Source organism: Nonomuraea guangzhouensis (assembly GCF_019396345.1).
Taxonomy (GTDB): Bacteria; Actinomycetota; Actinomycetes; order Streptosporangiales; family Streptosporangiaceae; genus Nonomuraea; species Nonomuraea guangzhouensis.
Window position 1 is genome coordinate 89,195 of record NZ_JAHKRM010000041.1, and the last position, 20,704, is coordinate 109,898.

The 20,704-nt window shown below is 70.0% G+C and carries 23 protein-coding genes and 1 pseudogene; 2 read left to right on the forward strand and 22 right to left on the reverse strand.

The window, feature by feature from the left end; genetic code table 11:
- Positions 1-249 precede the first annotated feature (249 nt).
- From KME78_RS54130 to KME78_RS54165, 8 genes are all read right to left on the reverse strand, one after another.
- Complete coding sequence (locus tag KME78_RS54130) at positions 250-618, reverse strand: hypothetical protein (protein ID WP_219537868.1); 369 nt, start codon at positions 616-618, stop codon at positions 250-252.
- A 52-nt stretch (positions 619-670) separates the two neighbouring features.
- The gene (locus KME78_RS54135) at positions 671-907 is read right to left on the reverse strand and encodes a hypothetical protein (RefSeq protein WP_219537869.1); all 237 of its coding nucleotides are present in this window, start codon (positions 905-907) and stop codon (positions 671-673) included.
- 159 nt (positions 908-1,066) lie between these two features.
- Positions 1,067-3,001 (reverse strand): SGNH/GDSL hydrolase family protein, encoded by a 1,935-nt coding sequence (locus KME78_RS54140; RefSeq protein WP_219537870.1) that lies wholly within the window; start codon positions 2,999-3,001, stop codon positions 1,067-1,069.
- A 203-nt stretch (positions 3,002-3,204) separates the two neighbouring features.
- Complete coding sequence (locus KME78_RS54145) at positions 3,205-3,768, reverse strand: NADPH-dependent FMN reductase (RefSeq protein ID WP_219537871.1); 564 nt, start codon at positions 3,766-3,768, stop codon at positions 3,205-3,207.
- A gap of 12 nt (positions 3,769-3,780) precedes the next feature.
- Positions 3,781-3,978, reverse strand: a complete 198-nt coding sequence (locus KME78_RS54150) for a hypothetical protein (RefSeq protein WP_219537872.1) — start codon at positions 3,976-3,978, stop codon at positions 3,781-3,783.
- Positions 3,979-4,059: 81 nt separating this feature from the next.
- Positions 4,060-4,725 (reverse strand): nitroreductase, encoded by a 666-nt coding sequence (locus tag KME78_RS54155; protein WP_219537873.1) that lies wholly within the window; start codon positions 4,723-4,725, stop codon positions 4,060-4,062.
- A 212-nt stretch (positions 4,726-4,937) separates the two neighbouring features.
- Positions 4,938-5,423: a MarR family winged helix-turn-helix transcriptional regulator gene (locus KME78_RS54160; protein WP_219537874.1), complete on the reverse strand. Its 486-nt coding sequence runs from the start codon at positions 5,421-5,423 to the stop codon at positions 4,938-4,940.
- 82 nt (positions 5,424-5,505) lie between these two features.
- Complete coding sequence (locus tag KME78_RS54165) at positions 5,506-6,099, reverse strand: TetR/AcrR family transcriptional regulator (protein WP_219537875.1); 594 nt, start codon at positions 6,097-6,099, stop codon at positions 5,506-5,508.
- 83 nt (positions 6,100-6,182) lie between these two features.
- Here KME78_RS54165 and KME78_RS54170 point away from each other — a divergent pair, with 83 nt between their 5' ends.
- Complete coding sequence (locus tag KME78_RS54170) at positions 6,183-6,728, forward strand: GNAT family N-acetyltransferase (protein ID WP_219537876.1); 546 nt, start codon at positions 6,183-6,185, stop codon at positions 6,726-6,728.
- Here KME78_RS54170 and KME78_RS54175 read toward each other — a convergent pair.
- A complete protein-coding gene (locus KME78_RS54175; RefSeq protein ID WP_219537877.1) occupies positions 6,725-7,342 on the reverse strand; it encodes a hypothetical protein in 618 nt (205 codons plus the stop codon). The two genes, KME78_RS54170 and KME78_RS54175, sit on opposite strands and share 4 nt — an antisense overlap.
- A 129-nt stretch (positions 7,343-7,471) precedes the next feature.
- Here KME78_RS54175 and KME78_RS54180 point away from each other — a divergent pair, with 129 nt between their 5' ends.
- The gene (locus tag KME78_RS54180; protein WP_219537878.1) at positions 7,472-8,236 is read left to right on the forward strand and encodes an SDR family NAD(P)-dependent oxidoreductase; all 765 of its coding nucleotides are present in this window, start codon (positions 7,472-7,474) and stop codon (positions 8,234-8,236) included.
- Between the two features lie 502 nt (positions 8,237-8,738).
- Here KME78_RS54180 and KME78_RS54185 read toward each other — a convergent pair.
- The 13 genes and pseudogenes from KME78_RS54185 to KME78_RS54245 all read right to left on the reverse strand — a co-directional run bounded on the left by KME78_RS54185 (position 8,739) and on the right by KME78_RS54245 (position 20,636).
- Positions 8,739-8,975 (reverse strand): hypothetical protein, encoded by a 237-nt coding sequence (locus tag KME78_RS54185; protein ID WP_219537879.1) that lies wholly within the window; start codon positions 8,973-8,975, stop codon positions 8,739-8,741.
- Positions 8,976-9,088: 113 nt separating this feature from the next.
- Positions 9,089-9,784: a hypothetical protein gene (locus tag KME78_RS54190; RefSeq protein ID WP_219537880.1), complete on the reverse strand. Its 696-nt coding sequence runs from the start codon at positions 9,782-9,784 to the stop codon at positions 9,089-9,091.
- Positions 9,781-10,686 (reverse strand): ABC transporter ATP-binding protein, encoded by a 906-nt coding sequence (locus tag KME78_RS54195; protein ID WP_219537881.1) that lies wholly within the window; start codon positions 10,684-10,686, stop codon positions 9,781-9,783. Before KME78_RS54195 ends, KME78_RS54190 begins: the two co-directional genes overlap by 4 nt.
- The gene (locus KME78_RS54200) at positions 10,683-11,057 is read right to left on the reverse strand and encodes a GntR family transcriptional regulator (protein WP_189140698.1); all 375 of its coding nucleotides are present in this window, start codon (positions 11,055-11,057) and stop codon (positions 10,683-10,685) included. Before KME78_RS54200 ends, KME78_RS54195 begins: the two co-directional genes overlap by 4 nt.
- Positions 11,058-11,365: 308 nt before the next feature.
- Positions 11,366-11,854: pseudogene (locus tag KME78_RS54205) on the reverse strand (Tn3 family transposase); the annotation flags it as partial.
- A gap of 95 nt (positions 11,855-11,949) precedes the next feature.
- Positions 11,950-13,374, reverse strand: coding sequence for an aldehyde dehydrogenase family protein (locus KME78_RS54210; protein ID WP_219537883.1), 1,425 nt, complete (start codon positions 13,372-13,374; stop codon positions 11,950-11,952).
- A 1-nt stretch (position 13,375) separates the two neighbouring features.
- Positions 13,376-14,506 carry a P1 family peptidase gene (locus KME78_RS54215; RefSeq protein WP_219537884.1) on the reverse strand — a complete coding sequence of 377 codons (1,131 nt, stop codon included), beginning with the start codon at positions 14,504-14,506 and terminating at the stop codon, positions 13,376-13,378.
- 17 nt (positions 14,507-14,523) lie between these two features.
- Positions 14,524-15,705 (reverse strand): M20 family metallopeptidase, encoded by a 1,182-nt coding sequence (locus KME78_RS54220; RefSeq protein ID WP_308127489.1) that lies wholly within the window; start codon positions 15,703-15,705, stop codon positions 14,524-14,526.
- Positions 15,702-16,502, reverse strand: coding sequence for an ATP-binding cassette domain-containing protein (locus tag KME78_RS54225; RefSeq protein ID WP_219537885.1), 801 nt, complete (start codon positions 16,500-16,502; stop codon positions 15,702-15,704). Before KME78_RS54225 ends, KME78_RS54220 begins: the two co-directional genes overlap by 4 nt.
- Entirely contained in the window at positions 16,471-17,385 is a 915-nt protein-coding gene (locus KME78_RS54230) for an ABC transporter ATP-binding protein (RefSeq protein WP_219537886.1), read from the reverse strand. Before KME78_RS54230 ends, KME78_RS54225 begins: the two co-directional genes overlap by 32 nt.
- Positions 17,372-18,205 (reverse strand): ABC transporter permease, encoded by an 834-nt coding sequence (locus KME78_RS54235; RefSeq protein WP_219537887.1) that lies wholly within the window; start codon positions 18,203-18,205, stop codon positions 17,372-17,374. Before KME78_RS54235 ends, KME78_RS54230 begins: the two co-directional genes overlap by 14 nt.
- The gene (locus KME78_RS54240) at positions 18,202-19,140 is read right to left on the reverse strand and encodes an ABC transporter permease (protein ID WP_219537888.1); all 939 of its coding nucleotides are present in this window, start codon (positions 19,138-19,140) and stop codon (positions 18,202-18,204) included. Before KME78_RS54240 ends, KME78_RS54235 begins: the two co-directional genes overlap by 4 nt.
- On the reverse strand, positions 19,137-20,636 hold the full coding sequence (locus tag KME78_RS54245; RefSeq protein WP_219537889.1) for an ABC transporter substrate-binding protein: 1,500 nt from the start codon (positions 20,634-20,636) through the stop codon (positions 19,137-19,139). The genes KME78_RS54240 and KME78_RS54245 overlap by 4 nt, the downstream gene beginning before the upstream one ends.
- Positions 20,637-20,704: the final 68 nt, after the last annotated feature.

Sequence of the window (20,704 nt, forward strand, 5' to 3'; positions counted from 1 at the left end):
CGACATGGGACCCCAACCTCAAGATCAGGGCTTCTCGGCCACGCAGAGGTGCAGGCGGGGCGCATCAGCGGGGGTGTGCGACCCGCGCGACGTTGACCTGCGGACGCCGGCCAGCGTGCAGGTGGCCGGCTACGACCGTGCCATCGGGGAGCGCCCAGCGGCCAGAAAGGTGTGCGGCACAGGCGTGCCTGCTGCCGAAGCTCCGCAACGGGATGCCACTGCCACGATTCGGGCGTGGCTGGTCAGCTTTCAGGGGTTGATGGGGTGCGGAGGCAGCGATGCCTCCGCAAGGGTGACTATCCCTTGCAATGGGGCTTGTTCCACCTTGTCCAAGGCTGCTAGTGCTCTTCCTGGTGTGGAGCTGAGCGAAGGGTTCTGCATGAGGAAGTCGCGCTGAGCTGGGCTCAGCTCTCGAACCACCGGCACATTGTTGACCTTGGCTATCAACATGTTGCTGAAGGTAAGGAGCGCGTCCGAACTGCCCTGGAGCGAAGCAAGAAGCTGCGCGATAGCGTTGGCCTGCTGTTCCGTGACCTGTGCGTGCGCCGCGCCCAGGAATCGCGCCTTCGCTCCGGCGACAAGCTCGTCAGCGATCAGGTCAACGCTCTCGTCGGCCACCTGCCTCGTGGCAGCGCGTTTGAGGGAACTCCAGAGGGAACCTCGCCTGGCTTCACCTCTCATAGTCATCACTGCCTATGAGTTGCAGGCCGAAAGAGTCCAGGACGGCTTCGACCGCCGGCTTGCTACGTCCCAGGTCCTGCTTATCAGAGAGATAAAGCAATCCCATCGCAGCCGGTGCCAGACCAGCGGGGACTCCGGCAGGGCCATAAGTGATCGTTGCGATCTTCCCTGCCACTTTACCGGCGAGTTCGTCGAATTCCTTGTTCTTCTTTTTCTTCTTTCCCATACCCAGCCCTTCCGTATGGGAGTTGACGCGTCAGTTCCTCCAAAGTACGCCACCACGCACAATATGGCTCCCACGACGGAGCGATCGCCTTTGGAAACAGCGCTGACGGCACGGGAGGGGCCGGACGGCGTGTGCCCGCCCGGCCGCTCCGGCTGTGGTCTAAGCCCACTCCTCGTCTGTGATCTCGGTGACGTCGTCGTTGACGTTGATGTTGGGCATGCAGGGGTCCGGCTTGGGAACGATCTTCGAGAACTGGATCCAGATGAGCTTGATGGGCGTTCGCAGGCCGCCCCCGCTCACGACGGACGTCGAGGCCTGCAGGGCCTCACCGGTCGGAACCGCTGTCACGGGAGCGCAGGGATCCCCATTGGGCGTGTTCGTGGCCCCACCGGTGCCACCTGTACCGCCGGTACCGCCCTCACCTCCCGTGCCGCCCTCGCCACCTGTACCGCCTGTACCACCGGAGCCGCCCGTGCCGCCGGAGCCACCCGTACCGCCGGAGCCGCCGGAGCCGCCGGAGCCGCCCGTGCCGCCGGAGCCGCCTGTACCGCCCGAGCCACCCGTACCGCCGGTCGGGTAGGTGTACGTGGCGGGAATCCAGCTGTACCCCGGATCGCTGCCATAGCCGCCACCGCTGCCGCCACCCACCACCGGTGCCCCTGGGATCGCCGGCCACGGGATCGGATCGGTCACCACGGTCACCGGGAAGTTGGTCGTACCGTTCGGGCCGATGTAGTGGCAGACGCTGTCCACGTCGGTCCCGTCACACATCTGCTCCGGGTGAGCGTGTGCCCATTCTTCGAACGCGTGCTCGCCCTCCGGGTCCTCCACCCATGCCTGCGGATTGGTGTTGACGTGCGTGAAGTCGGGCCCGTCCGGGAAGAGGTCGGGGAACTCGCGGGCCATGAAGCTCGCCAGCGCCTTGCCGATCGCCACGGCACCCGGTTCGTTGGGGTGGAAGCTCTCCTGATTGATCTTGAAAAGCTTGTTCACCCCCAAGAGCGTGTAGCGGGTCTTCAGCCCGTTGAAGTACGCATCCGGCTGGCCGAGCTCGTGACCGGCCACCGCGCTGGGGAGGTTCGGTCCCGGCGCGTTCGGGTCGAACACGTGCACCTTGATCTGCGGGAACCGGGCGCGGAACCGCTCGACCGCGTCCGTGACCGCCTTGTTCACCGCGACCGCGAACGGATACATCTCGTCCAGGGCGGCGCCGGTGATCTGCTTCGTGTCGGCGTTGCCGGACGCCTTGACGGCCAACGGGTAGAGCGCCACGACGATCTCCGCCTTGGTCGCCTTCGCGCTCGTGTCCACCAGGGCCTGTTCGATGTTCTGCGAGACCTGCGGCATCCGCTTCAGCAGCTTGTGCACCTCGAGCTTGACGTCGCGCGCCTGGTGCTTGTAGGCGTTCGGGTCGTGGATGTCCTCATCCGCACCGCCTATGTAGTGGGCCGTGATCGCGGTCGCCAGCAGTGATCCGAAGCTGGCGTCGTTGCCGCCGAGCCCGAAATAGACGATGTCGGAGTCCTGGGGAACGCCGTCGAGCTGGCTCGGGTTACGCACCACGGCGCAGTTCCGGTCTTCGCACTGCGGGTTCTTGAGATGTCTGGTCTCGGCCCCCGACGACGCGTTGAAGTGCAGCTCGTCAGAGGCCCAGGTGGAGCGGATCTCGACGGGCCGGATCGTGTACGTGCCGAAGGGATAACGGCCCTGCTGCAGATAGGCCCATGCCAGGTGAGCCGGCGCGTAGCCGGACTGATGCCGCCAGTCCTCGGGGCCCGGGTACCCGACGTAGACGCTGTCATGGCTCGCGCCTTCACCACTCGTGTAGCTGTCGCCGACCACCGCCATCTTGTACTTCCGCTTCGTCGGTGTCGGCGTCGGCGTGGGTGTGGGTGTGGGTGTGGGTGTCGGCAGGAAGGTCGGAGGGGGTGTGGGGAACGTCGGGACGGGCGTGAACGTCGGCTTGGTCGGCGGCGGCGCCACGATCGGTGGCCCGGCAATCGCCGGAGAGCTGATCAGCATGATCGCGACAAGGGCGGCCACAAGCGCGGTCAGGCCCTGCCACCATCGCGGTAACCGGCGGGGAGGTCGCATGGACGAGCCTTCCTGTCCTGGGGTCGAAACGGGCGTGCCTTGCCGCACGATCATCCGCCGCCACGCGACCGCTAACATCAGGTGCTTCCCACCCGACCACCCCTACATCCACCGACATCCACCGACGGTGTTTCTCGCCGACTCCCCCGGCCTGTCCTTCGCCGCCGCCAAGGGCGACGATGCAGGCTCACTCCCAGGGTGGGCTACAGGTGCGAGATGTCGTGGTGACGCCGGATGTGCTCCGTGAAGGCCCGCATGTAGCCGGTCAGAAATTCGGCGGTGGCCGGCACCTGGATGGCTCCCTCGTCGTCGATCAGTCCCTTGGTGAAGTGGATGTAGGCCTCGGGCTGGCCCAGCACCGGGGCGTTGGTAAAGGACAGGATGGTCTTGAGGTGCTGCTGTGCGACCGCGGTGGAGATCGGGCCGGGCGAGGTTCCGATGATCGCGGACGGCTTGCCGTTCAGCACGTTGGCCCCATAAGGCCGGGTCGCCCAGTCGATGGCGTTCTTCAGCGCGCCCGGGATGGATCGGTTGTACTCCGGGGTGATGAACAGGAGGGCGTCGGAGGCCTTGATCGCGTCCTTGAACTCCTGGGCCACGGCGGGGTAGTCGTGGTCGTGGTCGTGGCTGTACAAGGGCAGCTCGCCGATGGGGATCTCCGTGAGGTGGAGCTCCGGCGGCGCGAGACGGGTCAACGCCAGAGCGAGCTTCCTGTTGATCGACTTCTGGGACAGGCTCCCGACGATGTAACCAACGGTGTAAGTCACTGCATTTTCCTCTCAAGGTATGAACATGCCGCCGCCAACGTGGACGGCCTGGCTGGTGATGAAGTCGGCGTTGGAAGAGTCGACCGTGCCGACGTGGTCTTCGGGCACCTGGTCGCGTCGCAGGGCCCGGGTGTCGCGCGGCGTTCCCGGCAGCGCCGCTGGGAACGTCTTACGCGCCTGTTCGGTCTTGGTGCGGCCGGGGATGATCATGTGATGGCCGCCCAGTTCACGGGCGGGCGAACCCGGCGACACCAGCCTTGGCCGCGACGTAATGCGTCTGGCCGTGATGGATCAGCCCTCGACGAACGTGACCGTCTCGTCGAGGGGCGCCCGGCCCGTACGGATGTAACTCGCCGTAGGGTCCTCGAACCCGATGGACATGCCGCAGAAGAGGATGAGCTCGTCCGGAGGTGACACGACCTCGGCGACGGTCTTGCGATACATCGACCACGCCATCTGCGGGCAACTGTGCAGCCCTTCGGCGCGGAGCAGCAGCATGACGGTCTGCAGGTACATGCCGAGGTCGGACCATTGGGGCAGGCCCAGGTCGCGGTCGATGTAGCAGAACAGGGCGGCGGGCGCGCCGTAACAGTCCCAGTTCGCGGAAGCGGCCCGCTGGCGCGCCTCCAAGTCGTCACGCGCAATACCGAGTGCGCCGTAATGCTCCTGGCCGAAGGCGAATCGGTGCTCGCGATACGGGGACTTCAGTACGGGCGGGTACGTCTCGTACTCCCGCTCGTCCCAGGGGTCACCCGCGGCCAGGCGCTCGCCGGCGCGTTTCTTGAGCTCGGCCAGCGGCTCACCGGTCAGCACATAGGCGCGCCATGGCTGGAGGTTCGATGCGGACGGCGACCAAGCCGCGGCGGACAGCACGCGCTCCAGCACCTCCCTTGGGACAGGGCGGTCGGTGAATGCGCGCACCGCTCGTCGGCTCGTCACCGCCTCATAGACGTCCAAGATCGCCAGCTCCCTCTGGTCGGTTCGTCTAACTTAGCTACGTTCACGACCATATCATTCGCAATAGTATCACTCAATACTATCTGGTGAGAGATGTATGTCTCACTCATCGCAAGGAAGCCGGCTCGCGAAGGAACCGACCATGAACGTCGCCGTCGCCCACTACTGCGCTACTGGACCGACTTCACGCCGGCGCAGGCGGTTGGGTGCGCCTACGCCTCACCGTCTGCGGGATAGGCGAACCGGGTCAACAGATCTCTCAGCTGCTCGAGCCCGCCGGGCTCCAGGCCGGCAACCAGGCGCTCAGCCAGCGGCTCCGCCGCCACATGGGCCGCGTCGAAAAGCTCGACGCCCTGGGGCGTGATCTCCACTGCCCGCGCCCGCCGGTCCCCCGGAACGGGCTTGCGCACAGCCAGCCCCTTACGCTCCAGGTCGTCCACGACCCGCATGATTCCCGCCTTGTCCGACCCCGTCGCCGCCGCCAGGTCCCGCTGCATCGTGGGCCCGCGGTCGACCAGCACGATCAGCACGGCGAAATGCCGCAACTCAATGCCGAGCGGCCGAAGCGCGTCTGCCATCACCGTGGCCGCGCGCCAGTGCGCCTGGCGCAGCAGCAAGCCGAGAGCGAAAGGCGAGGCATCCCCGGGGCGGTCGGTCGCCCGCGAGACGGTGGTCGCGTCAGGAACGTCAGCGCTCATGAACCCAGTTTACCAGGCATAATTTCATTCGATACGGTATCATTTGATATTAAAGTGCGATGCGCCAGGACTGCCGGGCACGCTAGATGAGCGCGTCGAGAAGGCGTTCGGCCTGGGCGAGGACGGCGGTGAGCGTCGCGGCCGGATCGCCGGCGCGGGCGATGAGCATCCCGCCCTCGCACAGCGCCCCGAAGATCAGGTGCGCGCGGACCGTCACGTCGCCGGGCGCGATGCCGCCCTGGGATGCTGCCACCTCCAGGCCGGCGCGCAGCAGCTTGAGCGTGTGCTCGTACTCGATCTCCCGTACCCCGTCCCAGCCCAGGACGGCGGGCCCGTCGAGCAGGACGATCCGCCGCACCTCGGGGCCGGCGCAGGCCAGCAGGAAGGCCAGCGCGCCCAGCCGGACCGCCTCCCGGGGATCGTCGGTCCCGGTGGAGGCGGCGGCGATCAGCTCGGCCAGCCGCTCCTCCTGCCGGACGAACACGGCCCTGAACACATCGGCCTTCCCGGCGAAGTGATGATAGACCGCGCCCTTGGTCATGCCGCTCTCGCGCGCGATGTCGTCGATCGAGGTCGCCGCGTAGCCGTCCCTGCCGAACAGCCGCAGCGCGGTCTCGATCAGCTCGCCGGTCGTCACCCTGGTCCGCTCGGCCTGCGTCCGCCGCCCCACGCCCACGCCCACCTCTTTCGCCGTTCACCGCACTCAATCACACGGAAAACGGGTCGAGGAGCGGTGGGGCCGCTGGCTAGCGTGGGCGCGTGCACAGCTATCTGGAGACCGACCGCATGACCCTGCGCCGCTTCACCGAGGCCGACGCGGACGACCTCGTCGAGCTGCACAACGACCCCGACGTGATGCGCTACCTCAACGGCGGCAAGGCCACCCCGCGCGAGGTGATCGTCGGCGAGACCCTGCCCGCCTTCATCCGCGGCGGCTACTTCGCCGCCGTCGAGCGGGAGTCGGGCGAGTTCCTGGGCTGGTTCCACCTGCGGGCGCCCAAGGGCGGCACCGAGGACGAGCCCGAGCTGGGCTACCGGCTGCGCAAGTCGTCCTGGGGCAAGGGCTACGCCACGGAAGGCTCGCTGGCCCTCATCGACAAGGCGTTCGCCGAGCTGGGCGCCCGCCGGGTCTTCGCCCAGACGATGTCGGTGAACCGCGGCTCCCGGCGGGTGATGGAGAAGTGCGGACTGCGCTTCGTGCGCACGTTCTTCGCGGACTGGCCGGACGTCATCGACGGCTCCGACCAGGGTGAGGTGGAGTACGAGCTCCTCAGGCCGGATTGGGCGGCCCAGGCGAAGCGCTAGGCGCTGAGCGCGGGCGCGCCGGGGCCCCGGCCGAGCAGCAGCGCGCCCAGCCACAGCACCGCCATCCCCACCGCGACCAGCGCCGAGTCGCGGCCGACCCCGAAGACCGCCACGGCCATCACCACGACCCCGGCCGCGAGCACCACGGCGCTGAGCGAGGTGGCCCGCCGCAGCACCGCCATGATCCCGGCCAGCACCAGGAGCGCCACGAAGAACAGCTGGGCGCCCACCGAGTACACGACCAGGTCCACCCCCGGATAACCCCGCACCTGGTCGAAGAACACCCGCATCGCCGCCCCGTCCGCCGAGGTGAACCCGGCCACCAGGTCGATGACGAGCTGGGCCACGTTGGCCAGGACGCTGAACAGCGCCACCCCGGTCGCCGCCCCCACGGCCGCCTTCTGCCGGCCGGTCGCGGGCGCCGCCATCCGCCGCAGCTCCAGCACCATGACGCCGAACAGCAGGAATCCCAGCAGCCACACGGCGTGCGCCGCCGTCCACCACGGACCGGGCACGAGATCGCCCCCGATGGGACGCATGAGGAGCCAGCCGCCGAGGAACGCGGCGGGCCCGGCCGTGAAAGAGGCCCTGGCGAGGTTGTTGGTGGGGGTCATGACACCACGATCCCGCGCCACCCCCGCCCGCCTCATCGGTGATCACCCCTGACCTGTCCCTGGGAATCGCCGACGCCACCTCAGGGCAGACCTGGTGCACTGGTCAGACCAGTCGATAGGCTGGTCGGCATGACGGCATACGACGCGTTGTTCCGCCTCGATGGGCGGCGCGCTGTGGTGATCGGGTCCGGAAGCGGGATCGGGCGGGAGTCGGCGCTGGCGCTGGCCGCGCACGGAGCCGAGGTGGTCTGCGCGGACCTCGACCTCGCCGCCGCCGAGGAGACCGCGCGACGGTGCGGCGGGGCGGCGCGCGCGGTGGACGTCCTCGACGCCGAGGCCGTGCGGGCGCTCGCCGCCGAGGTGCCGGCCGACGTGGTGGTCTTCACCGCCGCCACGAACGTGCGCAAGCGGCTGCTCGACTACTCCGGCGAGGAGTTCGAGCGGGTCGTACGGCTGAACCTGCGGGCCTCCTTCGACGTGATCCGGGCGTTCGGGGCGGGGATGGTGGAGCGCGGACGTGGGTCGATCATCGGGTTCGCGTCGATCCGGGCGTCGGTGACGGAGCCCGGCCAGGGCGTCTACTCCGCCACGAAGGCGGGGCTGGTGCAGTTGCTGCGTACCGCCGCCGCCGAGTTCGGCCCGCATGGCGTGCGGGTCAACGCGGTCGCGCCCGGCGTGGTCGAGACGCCGCTGACCAGGCAGATCAAGGACAACCCCGCCTGGTACGACGCCTACGCCGCCAAGAGCGCGCTCGGCCGGTGGGCCCGGGCGGAGGAGATGGCGGGCGCCGTGGTCTACCTGGCGAGCGACGCGGCGAGCTTCGTCACCGGCTCCGTCCTGTACGTGGACGGCGGCTGGACCGCCGTGGACGGCCGCTTCGACCCGCCCAACTAAGAGCTATCCCGTAAGTCGGGATAGTCCGGGTTGCGGGGACGTCTGTCCGGCGTGGTCCCCGGGTCGGGGGTCTCATCCGGGTCGGCGTCCCGTACTCTCCGGCACTTCGCCGCGCAGAGGCCAGCGGGGTGGTGGCTGCCGCGTGGTCCGTTCCCGCGAGTGGGGCGGGCGGGGGACACGATGCGGTTGACGCGGACAGGACTTCTTGCAGCCCTGCAATGGTGTAGGTCTCGATGAGCTGGGCGGCCCGGGTGTAGTCGACCCGGGCCGTGGCGGGGTCGCTGGGATCGGTGAGGGTGACGCAGGAGGCCAGCGCGGCTGAGACCAGGTCCCGGGGCGCCCTCAGCCCGCACTGGTCGCAGTGGTGCACCCGGACCGACAGGGTTTTGGTCACCCGGGACCCGCACAGGCAGTGCTGGGACATCGCGGTGGGGGTGGTGGCGGCGCGCAGGACGAGTGGCCGCCGACGCGTATCTGGCGTCCAGGATCAGCAGCGCGACGCTCAGGAGTCGCGGCGGGCATTCCTTCGCGGTGCGATGAAGACGGCCCAGGCGGCCACGCCCAGGGCCGGACCGAAGGACATACCTAGCCCGACACCGTAGGTGAAGTTGTCGAAAAAACCCCCGACGACGACGCCGACGAGGAGGCCGAAGGCAGCGCCAAATGCGATCCAGATCCCGAGATTTGCCCAGATCCCGAGACCTGCGGCGGGTGGGGGCGTGTTGTTGTTGTTCGTCATTGCATCTCTCCCAAGGACGCGGGCGGACAGGGCTGACAATCTGGCGGCCCATCACGGGCGGATGTTGGTGTTCGCGTTGTCCGGTGTCCGGAGCGGCCGAGTGCCCGCCGCGCCTACGCCGTGGCACGGCGGATGAGCCTGTACCCGCCGACCGCGAACGCGGCGGCCACCAGGACCGGCCAGCCGGCGAGCAGCGCCATGGGGGACTGGTCGAGCAACCAGCGGCCGATCGCGTGCCATTGCCGGGTCCACGTGATCAGCGCGGCGGCCAGCCCGAGCGCTGTGAACGCCAGGGTGAGGCTGGCGAGGACGCCGGTGGTGCCCCAGCGCAGGTACAACGTGCCGAGCAGGATCCCGAGGTGGGTCACGACCAGTATGGGTACCGCGTACCCGAGCAGGAGCAGCATCGGGTTGGCGTCATCCATGGACGGCAGGCCGAAGAAGCGCATCCCCACCCCCCAGTAGCCGGTGGCCTGTTCCACGGCGCGCAGCAGGCAGAGCACCAGCGCGTAGAGCACCGACTGGACGACCGCGAGCAGCGACCAGGCCAGGTAGAACTCCCGGCGGGTCACGCTCATGCCCAGCGCGTACGGGAAGATCTGGGTGACCGAGACGGCGGCCATCCCGATCGCGACGCCGCACAGGCTGACCAGACCGCCGGTGTTCGTCACGCCGTCGCCCGGGTCGTAGTTCGCCATGAAGGTCAACAGGTTGATGCCGAACGCGACGGCCGTCATGCCCCACGTCCAGCCCACGATCTGCGGCCAGGCCGGCATCTGGAGACGAGCCACCTGACGGATGCGGTTCATCGGGCGGCCTCCCGGTCCGCCGGCGCCGTTGTCGTCGGCGGTACGGTCAGGCGGACCACGAGTTGCTGCAACGACAGCGGCTCCAGCTCGACGTTCAGCGCCTGCGCGAGCGTCTTCGCGTGCGGTCCGAGCCCACCGAGGATGGTCGACCGGACCTGGCCGCTCAACCGCTCGCGGTGCAACTCGGTGCGTCCGGCGGCGAACCCGTCCACGGCCTCCGCCCGTCCGGTGGCCGCCACCGCCCGCCCGCGCAGGTCGTCGGCGTCCTCGTCGAGCAGCAGCCGGCCACGGTCGATGAGCAGCACCCGCTCGACCAGATCGCTCACCTCGGCGATGAGGTGGGTGGACAGCACCACGGTGCGGGGATGCCCGGCGTAGTCGGCGAGCAGGCGGTCGTAGAAAAGCTGCCGGGCGGCCGGGTCGAGCCCGAGGTACGGCTCGTCGAAGAACGTCAGGGGCGCCCGCGCGGCCAGCCCGACGGTCACGCCGAGGGCCGACAGCATGCCCCGCGAGAGCCTGCGGACCAGCCGCCCGGCCGGTAGCTGGAAGTCCGCGGCGAGGCCGTGCGCGAACGTGTCGTCCCAGTTCGCAAACAGCCGGCGTGCGGTGCGAAAGACGTGGCGCACGGTGTAGAAGTGGGGGTAGCGCTGGCTCTCCCGGACGAAACAGACCTTCGACAGGACGGCCGGGTTCTCCACCGGTGGCGCGTCGAAGACCGACACGTTCCCCGACGACGCGAACGCCTGCCCGGTGAGGATCTGCATCAGGGTGGTCTTGCCCGCCCCGTTGCGCCCGAGCAGGCCGTAGATCGTGTGCTCGGCCAGCGCGAAGCTCACGTCGTCGAGCGCCGTGACGTCACCAAAGCGCTTGGTCACCCCGTGTGCGGTTACCACCGCCGTCATCCCAGGTCCCTCCCGACAACCGCACCGAATGAATCGATCATCTTCATCAGCTCGTCGTGGCCGATGCCGAGCTTGCGCGCCTCGGCGAGCAGGGGTTCCACGTACTGTTCGGTGAACCGTTCCCGTCGCCGCTCGCGCAGCCTGGCCCGGGCGCCACCGGCGACGAACATGCCGATGCCGCGTCGCTTGTAGAGCGTTCCCTCCGACACGAGCTGGTTGACGCCCTTGGCCGCGGTGGCCGGGTTGATCCGGTGAAAGGCGGCAAGCTCGTTGGTGGACGGGACCTGGGCCTCCTCCACCAGCGACCCGTCGATGATCGAGTTCTCGATCAGCTCGGCGATCTGAAGGAAGATCGGTCGGTCGTCGTCCATCGTTGGCTTAGCCGCCCAACTGGTTAGCTACATGTGTAAGTAACCATGCAACCTTGCGCCGCGGCTGTCAAGCCACCCGGCGTCCCGCGACCTCAGCCGGCGGCGGCTCCGGGACCCGTTTCCCGCTCAAGAAAGGCAGCCGGGGATGCGTGGGCAGCGTCGTCTCGACGCAAGTGGCCATCTCGAAGTCCATGCCGCGCAACACACGCAGTTCCTTGTACGACTTCTCCAGGCCTGCACGTGGATCGCCGGCCCTTCGACCCGGCGCCGTCCTCCAGGGGCGCGCACGCCCTACCACGATCATGAAGCTAGTCCGGGTTGCCCGCCTCCGGAGCTTGCGCAGCGCCGCCGAGCGAAAGGCGCTTGGCCACATCCAGCCGTACCTCGCCGTAGGGCTGGACATGCTGCCAGAACAGCGGGGTCAGCCCGCGCTGGTCGGCAGGTTTGAGCATGGTGGCCCATTCGAGGTCGGCCAGGACATCTTGGAGCATCAGGGTGTTGATGTACACGAGCGCGGCCTGCAGGATGCGCAGGCACAACACGCTCATCTCCAACTCCTCGCGCCGGTTGGTGGCGATGTCGCCGCCCTTGCCGTAGAAGATGACCGAGTTCGCTCCGTTGGAGGATTCCACCACGTTGAGCCCTTCCTGGATCTCCCGCTGCAGCTCGTGCAGGCGCAGATAGCGGGCCACAAAAATGGTCTTCTGCGCCCGGCCCACCTCCAGCATGGCCTGGTAGGTCGGATGGGAGGCGGACTCGGTGAAGCGGCGCAAGATCGCCTCGGTGGAGGCGGTGCCCTAAACTCGACCTGATCGCAGGACCCCGGGAAACCGGGGCCTCTCTGTAGAGAAAAACACGCTCTGACGTGTATTAAGGGATATCTCTTAGCGCCTCAAGGGCGGATGATCGCCATCCGGGTGACGGTGAGCTCCTCGATGGCGAACCTGGGCCCTTCCCGGCCGGCACCCGAGTCCTTGACGCCGCCATAGGGCATGTTGTCCGCCCGGAACCCCGGCACCTCGTTGACCACCACGCCTCCGGCCTCGATCCGGTCGATCGCGGCGAAGGCCGTGGCCAGCGAGCGGGTGAACACCGCGGCGTGCAGGCCGTACCTGGAGGCGTTGACGGCGGCGAACGCGGCGTCCATGCCGGGCACCGAGCGTACGCACACCACCGGGCCGAAGATCTCCTCGTCCCAGGCGACGGCCCCGTCGGGCACGTCGGCGAGCACGGTGGGCGCGATGGCCCGCCCGTCGAGTTCGCCGCCGGTGACGAGCGTGGCGCCCGAGTCGCGTACCCAGCCGAGCACCCGTTCGGTCGCGGCCGGGTCGATCAGCGGCGCGACCCGGGTCCGCGGGTCGCGGGGGTCGCCCACCACCACGCCCTTCATCCGCCCGGCCAGCAGCGACAGGAACTCCTCGCGTACCGGCTCCTCCACCAGCACCCGCTGCACCGAGATGCACGCCTGCCCGGAGGCGTAGTAGCCGCCCCGCACCACCGCCGCGGCGGCGGCGTCCAGGTCGGCGTCGGCCGCCACCACGAGCGCGGCGTTCGAGCCCAGCTCCAGCAGCACCTTGGTGGGGGCCGCGCTCTTCGCGATGGCGTGCCCGGCCGCCGCCGAGCCGGTGAACGACACGGCCCCGATCCGCCGGTCCTCGACCAGCGTCCGGCCCACCTCGACGTCGCCGGTGACGAGCTGTACCCCCGCCGGAGGCAGCGCGCCGGATTCGCGGAGCAGGTGGACGAGCCAGAGCGTCGCCAGGGGCGTCGCGGGCGCGGGTTTGACGATGACCGGGCAGCCCGCGGCCACCGCCGGGGCGATCTTGTGCGCGGCCAGCAGCAGCGGGTAGTTGAAGCCGGTGATCCCGACCACCACCCCGATCGGCCGCCGCGTCCAGAACCCGATCAGCCCCTCCCCCGACGGCAGCAGGTCCAGCGGCACGGTCTCGCCGTGCAGCCGGGCCACCTCCTCGGCGGCGGTGAGCAGCGTGACGAGCGTCCGCGCCACCTCGACCTGGCAGTCCACCAGCGGTTTTCCGGTCTCGAGTACGAGCAGGCGCTCGAACTCCGCGCGCCGCGCGGCCAGGGCGTCATGGGCGGCCATGAGCGCGGCGCGGCGGGCGTGCGAGGGGAGCGCGGCCATGCCGGGAGCGGCCGCCAGCGCCGCCTCCACGGCCTGCCGGGCCAGCGCGACCGTGCCGACGGGCGCGGACGTCACCACCGAGCCGTCGTACGGGAAGATCACGTCGGTGGTGTCCGGGACCTCGACCCACCCGTCACCCACGGGCAGCCCGGCGGGCCAATCCTGAAAAGTCACGCTAGTTCCCCCAAGCGCTTGGAAACACGTCTCGATAGGCGGGCGCGCCGTCGCGGCCGGTGGCGGCGAGCATGGCGTGCGCCACGGCCCGGCTGAACACGTCGGCCCCGGCGGCGAGCACGTCATGCAGCCCGGCGGCTCCGGGCGCGTTACGCCCGGCACCCACCGGCGCGGGGGCGCTCCCAGCGGCGCCTTCAGCGGAGGTGCTCCTTACGGCGCCGTCAAAGGCGGTGGCGCCCCTTTCGGGGCTGCCGGGTGCGGTGGCCCCGGGGAAGGGGAGGGCGCAGGTGGAGAGGCCGAAGATGGTGTCGCCGTCGACCATGGTGTGGGCGGGTCTGATCGCCCGGGCCAGCCCGTCGTGCGCCACACCGGCCAGTTTGCCGCACTGCGCCTTGGTGAGCGTCAGATCGGTGGCCACCACGCCGATCGTCGTGTTGAACGAGGTCACCGTGGCGCCCTGCCAGGCCGCCACCTCCTCCTCGCGGGGCTCGCGGAGGTGGTCGAACTCGCCGGGCAGCCCGTACCGGGTGCCGGACAGCCGTCCGCCCGCCGGGTCGAGCACCGATCCGACGGCGTTGACGACGGCCATCGCGGCCACGGTGACACCCGAGGGCAGCACGACACTGGCCGTACCGATGCCGCCGGCCAGCCCACCGGCGACGGCGCCGGTGCCCGCCCCGACCGACCCGTTCACCCACGAATCAGGTGACCAGGTGGCGGCGTCGTACGCCTCGGCGCCCAACCGGCCGTCCGGGACCGCGCGGAACACGCCGCCGCGGCCCAGGTCGTAGATGACGGCGGCGGGCACGATCGGCACCACGCCGCCCTCCACCGGGAAGCCGATCCCGGCGTCCGCCAGCCGCTCCATGACCCCGCAGGCCGCGCTGAGCCCGTACGCGCTGCCGCCCGTCAGGACGATGGCGTGCACCCGCTCCACCAGGTTGCGCGGGTCGAGGAGCTCGGTCTCCCGGGTGCCCGGCGCGGCTCCCCGCACGTCCACCCCGGCCACCATGCCGCCGGGCGGCGCGAGCACGACGGTGGTCCCCGTGCGGTAGCCGTCGCCCACCCGCTGGGCATGCCCGACCCGCAGCCCGGCGACGTCGACCAGCGAGTTCGTCGCTCCGGCAGTCACAACGCCGACCGGGTCCGTCACGACGCCGGCCGGGTGAGGAAGATCCGGGCCGCCTCGGCGAACACGCGGGTGCAGCGGACGATCTCCGCCACCTCGACGTACTCGTCCGCCTGGTGCGCGATCCACTTGCCGCCGGGCCCGTACACGACCGACGGGATCCCACCCCAGTGCGTCAGCACGGTGCCGTCGGTGGACCCGGGTACGCCGCCGTAGACGGGCTCGGAGCCCGTCACCCGCTGGTGCGCGGCGGCGAGCGCCACCACCACGGGGTCGGAGACGGGCACGTCCACCGGCGGCCGGTCCACCAGGATCGACACCTCGGCGGAGATCCCGTCGAAGGCGGCCAGCGCGGCCACCCGCTCGGCCACCACTTTGTGCTCCAGGCCGGGGATCGTCCGCACGTCGATGAACACCGACGCCGTCGCCGGGATGACGTTCACCTGCTCCTCGGTCCCGGCTCGTACCACGGTCGGCGTCACGTACACCTCGCCGAGGTGCTCGTGCGCGGGGTGCAGCCCCTGCAGCTCCGTTTCCAGCGCCCGCAGCGCCACCAGCAGCGCCCCCACCGCCTGGATGGGGTTGCGGCCGTGCTGCGGCATCGCGCCGTGCGCCATCTTGCCGGTGAAGTCGGCCCGCAGCCGCAGCGCGCCCTTGGCGACCGCGCAGATCTCCCCGGCCTCGGGCTCGGCGACGATGGCGCCGTCCACGTCGGCGGCCAGGCCGGAGGCGACGAAGTGGTGGGCGCCGAGCATCAGCCCCTCCTCGTCGGCCAGCGCGCACACCTTGATCCGGCCGGGGAACGGGCCGGCCAGCTGCAGGGCGCGGGTGGCGTAGAGGGTGGCGGCCAGCCCCGACTTCATGTCCGCGCTGCCGCGACCCCACAGCCGCCCGTCGCGGATCTCCCCGCCGAACGGGTCCACGGTCCACGTCGACAGGTCGCCCTCGGTGACCACGTCGGTGTGTCCCTCGAACATCAGCGTCGGCCCGTCGCCCCCGCCGCCCTCGACCACGGCCACCACGTTGGGCCGGCCGGGCGCGGCCTCGTCCACCACCGGCGCCCAGCCCCACTCGCGCATCTTGGCCGCGACCAGCTCGGCGGCGGGCCGCTCGGCCCGGCCGCGCGCCGGGTCGTTGGTGCTCGGGATGCGGACCAGCGCCTGGGTGAACTCCACAACACCCAGTTCATCGACCTCGATCACAGCAATCCCTCCAATGTCGGTACGGCCTGCAGCAGCGTCCGCGTGTAGGGATGCCGCGGCGCGGCCCAGACCTCGTCCACGGGCCCGGTCTCCACGATCGAGCCGTTGTTCATGACCGCGACGGTCTCGCAGACATGCCGTACGACGGACAGGTCGTGCGAGACGAAGACCAGCGTGAGGCCGAGTTCGTCGACCAGGTCGGCCAGCAGGTTGAGGATCTGGCCGCGGACCGACACGTCGAGGGCGCTGACCGGCTCGTCGGCGACCAGCACCTTGGGCCTGGGCGCGAGCGCGCGGGCGATGGCGATGCGCTGCCGCTGCCCGCCGGAGAACTGGTGCGGGTAGCGGTCGGCGGCCGAGGCGGGCAGGCCGACCGCGTCGAGCAGCTCGCTCACCCGGCCGCCGACCAGCTCGCCGAGCGCGACCAGGGGCTCGGCGACGAGGTCGCGCACCCGCATCCGGGGGTCGAGCGAACTCATCGGGTCCTGGAAGACGATCTGGAGACTCTGCCGCAGGAACTTCAGCGCCCGCTCCGGCCGGCCGGTGATCTCCTGGCCGTCGAACCGGATCGACCCGCTGGTGGGCTGGTCGAGCGCGCACAGCAGGCGCAGCAGCGTCGACTTGCCGGAGCCCGACTCGCCGACGATGCCGAACCGCTCGCCCCGCCCCACGGTGAGCGACACCTCGCGCAGCGCGTGCACGGCCTCGCCCTGCCGGGCGAGCGAGGTGCGGGGACGGCGGTAGACGCGGCTGAGGTCGCGGGCCTCAATCAGCGGGGTGCCAGCATGCGTGGGCATGGCCGTCTCCTGTCAGCGCCGGTTCGGTCTCGCACTTCTCCGAGGCGTACGGGCAGCGGTTCCTGAACACGCACCCGTCGGGGAAGCGCCCGGCGGCCGGGACGCTGCCCTTGATGGTGGGCAGCCGGGTGCCGCGCGGCGTCAGCTTCGAGGCGGCCAGCAGGCCCTCGGTGTAGCGGTGTCGGGGCCTGGTGAAGACCTCGCGGATCGGGCCGCTCTCGACGACCCGCCCGCCGTACATGACCAGGACCCGCTCGCACACGGCGGCGACCACCGCGAGGTCATGGGTGATGAACAGCAGCGCGGGGGCGACCTCGGCGATGAGCTCCAGCATCTGCTTCTGCACGGTGACGTCGAGCGCGGTGGTGGGCTCGTCGCAGATGAGCAGGCCGGGCTCGTTGGCCAGGGCGATGGCGAGCATGACGCGCTGCCGCTGGCCGCCGGAGAGCTGGTGGGGGTAGGAGCGGGCGAGCTGTTCCGGGCGCGGGAGGCGGACCCGATCGAGGAGTTCGACCGCGCGGGCGCGGGCCTCGGCGCGTGGCCTGCCGTGCAGCGTCATGACCTCGGCGACCTGCGCGCCGACGCGCATGAGCGGGTTGAGCGCGGTCATCGGCTCCTGGAAGACCATCGACACCTCGCGCCCGCGCAGGTCCTTGAGCCGCCCTTCCGGCACGCCGACCAGGTCGCGCTCGCCCAGCCGGGCCGTGCCCGAGGCCCGCACGCCTTCGGGCAGCAGGCCCATCAGCGACAGCGCGGTCAGCGACTTGCCCGAGCCGGACTCCCCGATCAGGCCGACCCGCTCGCCGGGCGCGATGTCGAAGGAGACCTCCCGGACCAGCTCCACCGAGTCGGCGCGGACGGTGAGCCCCTCAACGCTCAGCACGGATCCTCCTGAGCTTGGGGTCGAGGTAATCACGCAGGCCGTCGCCGAGGAGGTTGAACCCGAGTACGGCCAGCGCGATCGCCAGGCCCGGCCACAGGGCCAGGCGCGGGGTGGAGAAGAGCAGTTCCTGCGACTCCTGCAGCATCCGGCCCCACGACGGGATCGGCGGCCGGGTGCCGAAGCCGAGGAACGACAGCGCGGCCTCGGCCAGGATCGCGATGGCGAACGACACCGACGCCTGCACGATCAGCATCGAGCCGATGTTGGGCAGCACGTGCCGTACGGCTATCGCGGCGCGCCGGCGCCCGGCGGCCCTGGCGGCGAGGATGTAGTCGGTCACCATGACCTGCATCGTGGCAGCCCTGGCCACCCGGGCGAAGGCAGGCACGGTGGCCACGCCGATCGCGATCATGGCGGTGAGCGTCCCGGCCCCGTAGACGGCGCCGAGCATGACGGCCAGCAGCAGCGCCGGGAAGGCGAACACGAGGTCGTTGACCCGCATGATCAGCTCCGACAGCCAGCCGCGCGGCGTCATCCCGGCGATCATGCCGAGGGGCGTGCCGATCACCGCCGCGATGCCGACGGCGACGATGCCCACGTAGAGCGTGGTGCGGGCGCCGACCATGAGCTGGCTGAGGGTGTCGCGGCCGAACTTGTCGGCGCCGAGGAGGTAGCCACCACCGGGTTCGCGCAGCTTGTTCGAGGCGTCGACGAGCGTGGGGTCGTGCGGCGTCCACACGAACGACACCAGCGCGGCCAGGACGACGATCCCGACCAGCACGCCCCCGGCGACCAGCCCGGCGTTGACCCGGCCCCTCATCGCAGCCTCGGATCGAGCACGGCGTAGGTCACGTCGACCACGAAGTTGATCAGCAGTACGGCCACCACCAGCACCATCACCACACCTTGGACGAGCAGCAGGTCACGCCCGGCGACGCCGTTCAGCAGCAGGTCGCCCAGCCCCGGGATGACGAACACCCGCTCGACCACGACCGCGCCGACGAGCAGGGTGGCCAGTTGCAGGCCGAGCACGGTGACCACGGGGATGGAGGCGTTGCGCAGGCCGTGCCGCCACAGGGCGCCCATCCGGCCCCGGCCCTTGGCGCGGGCGGTGCGCAGGTAGTCCTCGCGCATCACGTCGAGCACGGCGCTGCGGACGTACCGGGTCAGGACCGCGCCCTGCACCAGGCCGAGCGAGAGCCAGGGCAGCAGCAGACCGAGCAGCCACGCCTGGGGGTCCTCGTCGATCGGCACGTAGCCGCCCGACGGCAGCGCCTGCGCCTTCACCGCGAAGACGAACACCAGCAGAATGCCGGCCAGGAACGCGGGGATCGCGATGCCGACCTGGCTGGCCGCGCTGATGGCCACACCGAGGGGGTTGCGGTGGTGGACGGCGGCGAACGTGCCCGCGGGCACCGCGATGAGCAGCGCGATCACCATGCCGCCGAGCACCAGCACCGCCGTCACGCCCAGGCGGTCGCCGATCTGCGGGCCGATGGGCGAGCTGGTCACGTAGGAGGTGCCGAAGTCGCCCTGGATCAGCCCGCCGAACCAGTCGGCGAACTGGGCCAGCGGCGGCCGGTCGGTGCCGAACCGCTCGCGCAGCGCGGCCACCGCCTCGGGCGTCGCGTTGACGCCCAGCGCGATCTCGGCCGGGTCGCCGGGCAGCAGCGCCATGAAGGCGAAGACGGCCACCCCGGCGACGGCGGTGCTCGCGATGAGCACCGCCAGCCGCTTCAGCAGGTAAAGGATCACTGCTTGGCGAGGGCCGTGAAGTCGAAGGCCTCCGCGATACCGTTCTTCGGCAGCCCGGTGACGCCCTTCTTCGCCACGATCAGGTTGGGGAAGCCGAACAACCAGTCGGCCGCGGCGTCGTCGGACAGCAGCTTGGCGGCCTGCTTGAGGTCGTCGACCTGCTGCTGCTCGGTGCCCTCGTCGGCGGCGGCGAGCAGTTTGCCGTACTCCGGATTGTCGTAACGGAAGTAGTACGACTTGTCCGCAAAAATCCCCATATCGCGGGGTTCTACGTGGTTGATTATGGACATGTCGTAGTCGCCCTGCTTGAACACCACGTCCAGCCACCGGGCCGGGAACTCCAGCGGCTCGATGTCGGCCGTGATGCCCACCTGGGCGAGCTGGGACTTGACCACCTGCGCGCTCGCGACCGCGTAGGGCAGGTTCGGGATACGCATCTTGACGTTGTACGTCTTGCCGCCGAGCAGTGCCTTGGCCTTGGCCGCGTCAAAGGGGTAGTCGCCGGTGCGGTCCTCGTACCAGGGGTCGGTGGGCGGCACCATCGAGCCGATCAGCTGGCCGCGGCCCGCCCAGGCGGTGTCGAGCAGCGCCTTGTGGTCGATGGCGTAGCGGACGGCCTGCCGCACCTTCTTGTCGTTGAACGGCGGGCGGCCGTTGTTCATCGACAGCACCACCTCGCCGTTCGTGGTGCCCTCGACCGTCTCGAAGCGGTTGGGGTCGGCGAACTGCTGCAGCGACTCGGGCGCCTGGACGCTGGAGATGACGTCGATGCCGCCGGTCAGCAGCGCGTTGTTCATCGCCGTGGCGTCCTTGAAGTACTTCAGCGTGACGGCCGAGAGCTTCGGCTTGGTGCCCCAGTACTTGGCGTTGGCGGCGAGCTGGATGGAGTCGCCGCGCTTCCACGAACCGAGCTGGTAGGGGCCGGTGCCGACGGGCTTGTTGGCCAGGTCGGCGACGCCGGTGCGGCTGAACATCGCGCCCAGCCTGGTCGCCATCGAATAGAGGAAGCCGTTGCTCGGGTGCTTGAGCGTCACGATGACAGTGGACTCGTCCTCCTTCTCGACCTTGTCCACCACGTCGAGCTGCGCCTTGATCTTGAGCTGCCAGTCCTTCTTCACCCGGTCCAGCGAGAAGATCACGTCGTCGGCGGTGAACGGGGCGCCGTTGGTGAACGTGACGCCCTTGCGCAGGGTGAAGGTATAGGTCTTGCGGTCGCCCGAGACGTCCCACTTCTCGGCGAGCAGCGGCTGGATCTTGCCGTCCTGGTCCAGCTTGACCAGGCCCTCATAGACGTTGACCAGCAGGGCCTGCGGGATCGCGGCGCCCTCGGTGGAGGTGAAGTCGAGGTTGGCCGGCTCGGCCACGAACCCGACCGCCAGTGACTCGCTCTTGGCGGCCTGCCCGCCCGTGCCGCTCTTCGATCCACCACCGCCGCCGCACGCGGCCGTGGCCAGCAGGAGACCGCCCACGGCGATCCAGGTGCCGATTCGCCTCATGTCTTACAGCCTCCTGGCTAGTGCACTGGTCGGACCAGTAGGCTACGCAGATTGCCAGTCCACGACGG

Bases quoted from the DNA above. Each gene is read 5' to 3' on its own strand.
- KME78_RS54135 (WP_219537869.1), bottom strand. From the start codon at position 907: ATGGGAAAGAAGAAAAAGAAGAACAAGGAATTCGACGAACTCGCCGGT.
- KME78_RS54140 (WP_219537870.1), bottom strand. From the start codon at position 3,001: ATGCGACCTCCCCGCCGGTTACCGCGATGGTGGCAGGGCCTGACCGCG.
- KME78_RS54150 (WP_219537872.1), bottom strand. From the start codon at position 3,978: ATGATCATCCCCGGCCGCACCAAGACCGAACAGGCGCGTAAGACGTTC.
- KME78_RS54160 (WP_219537874.1), bottom strand. From the start codon at position 5,423: ATGAGCGCTGACGTTCCTGACGCGACCACCGTCTCGCGGGCGACCGAC.
- KME78_RS54175 (WP_219537877.1), bottom strand. From the start codon at position 7,342: ATGACCCCCACCAACAACCTCGCCAGGGCCTCTTTCACGGCCGGGCCC.
- KME78_RS54180 (WP_219537878.1), top strand. From the start codon at position 7,472: ATGACGGCATACGACGCGTTGTTCCGCCTCGATGGGCGGCGCGCTGTG.
- KME78_RS54185 (WP_219537879.1), bottom strand. From the start codon at position 8,975: ATGACGAACAACAACAACACGCCCCCACCCGCCGCAGGTCTCGGGATC.
- KME78_RS54190 (WP_219537880.1), bottom strand. From the start codon at position 9,784: ATGAACCGCATCCGTCAGGTGGCTCGTCTCCAGATGCCGGCCTGGCCG.
- KME78_RS54195 (WP_219537881.1), bottom strand. From the start codon at position 10,686: ATGACGGCGGTGGTAACCGCACACGGGGTGACCAAGCGCTTTGGTGAC.
- KME78_RS54200 (WP_189140698.1), bottom strand. From the start codon at position 11,057: ATGGACGACGACCGACCGATCTTCCTTCAGATCGCCGAGCTGATCGAG.
- KME78_RS54225 (WP_219537885.1), bottom strand. From the start codon at position 16,502: ATGCCCACGCATGCTGGCACCCCGCTGATTGAGGCCCGCGACCTCAGC.
- KME78_RS54235 (WP_219537887.1), bottom strand. From the start codon at position 18,205: ATGAGGGGCCGGGTCAACGCCGGGCTGGTCGCCGGGGGCGTGCTGGTC.
- KME78_RS54245 (WP_219537889.1), bottom strand. From the start codon at position 20,636: ATGAGGCGAATCGGCACCTGGATCGCCGTGGGCGGTCTCCTGCTGGCC.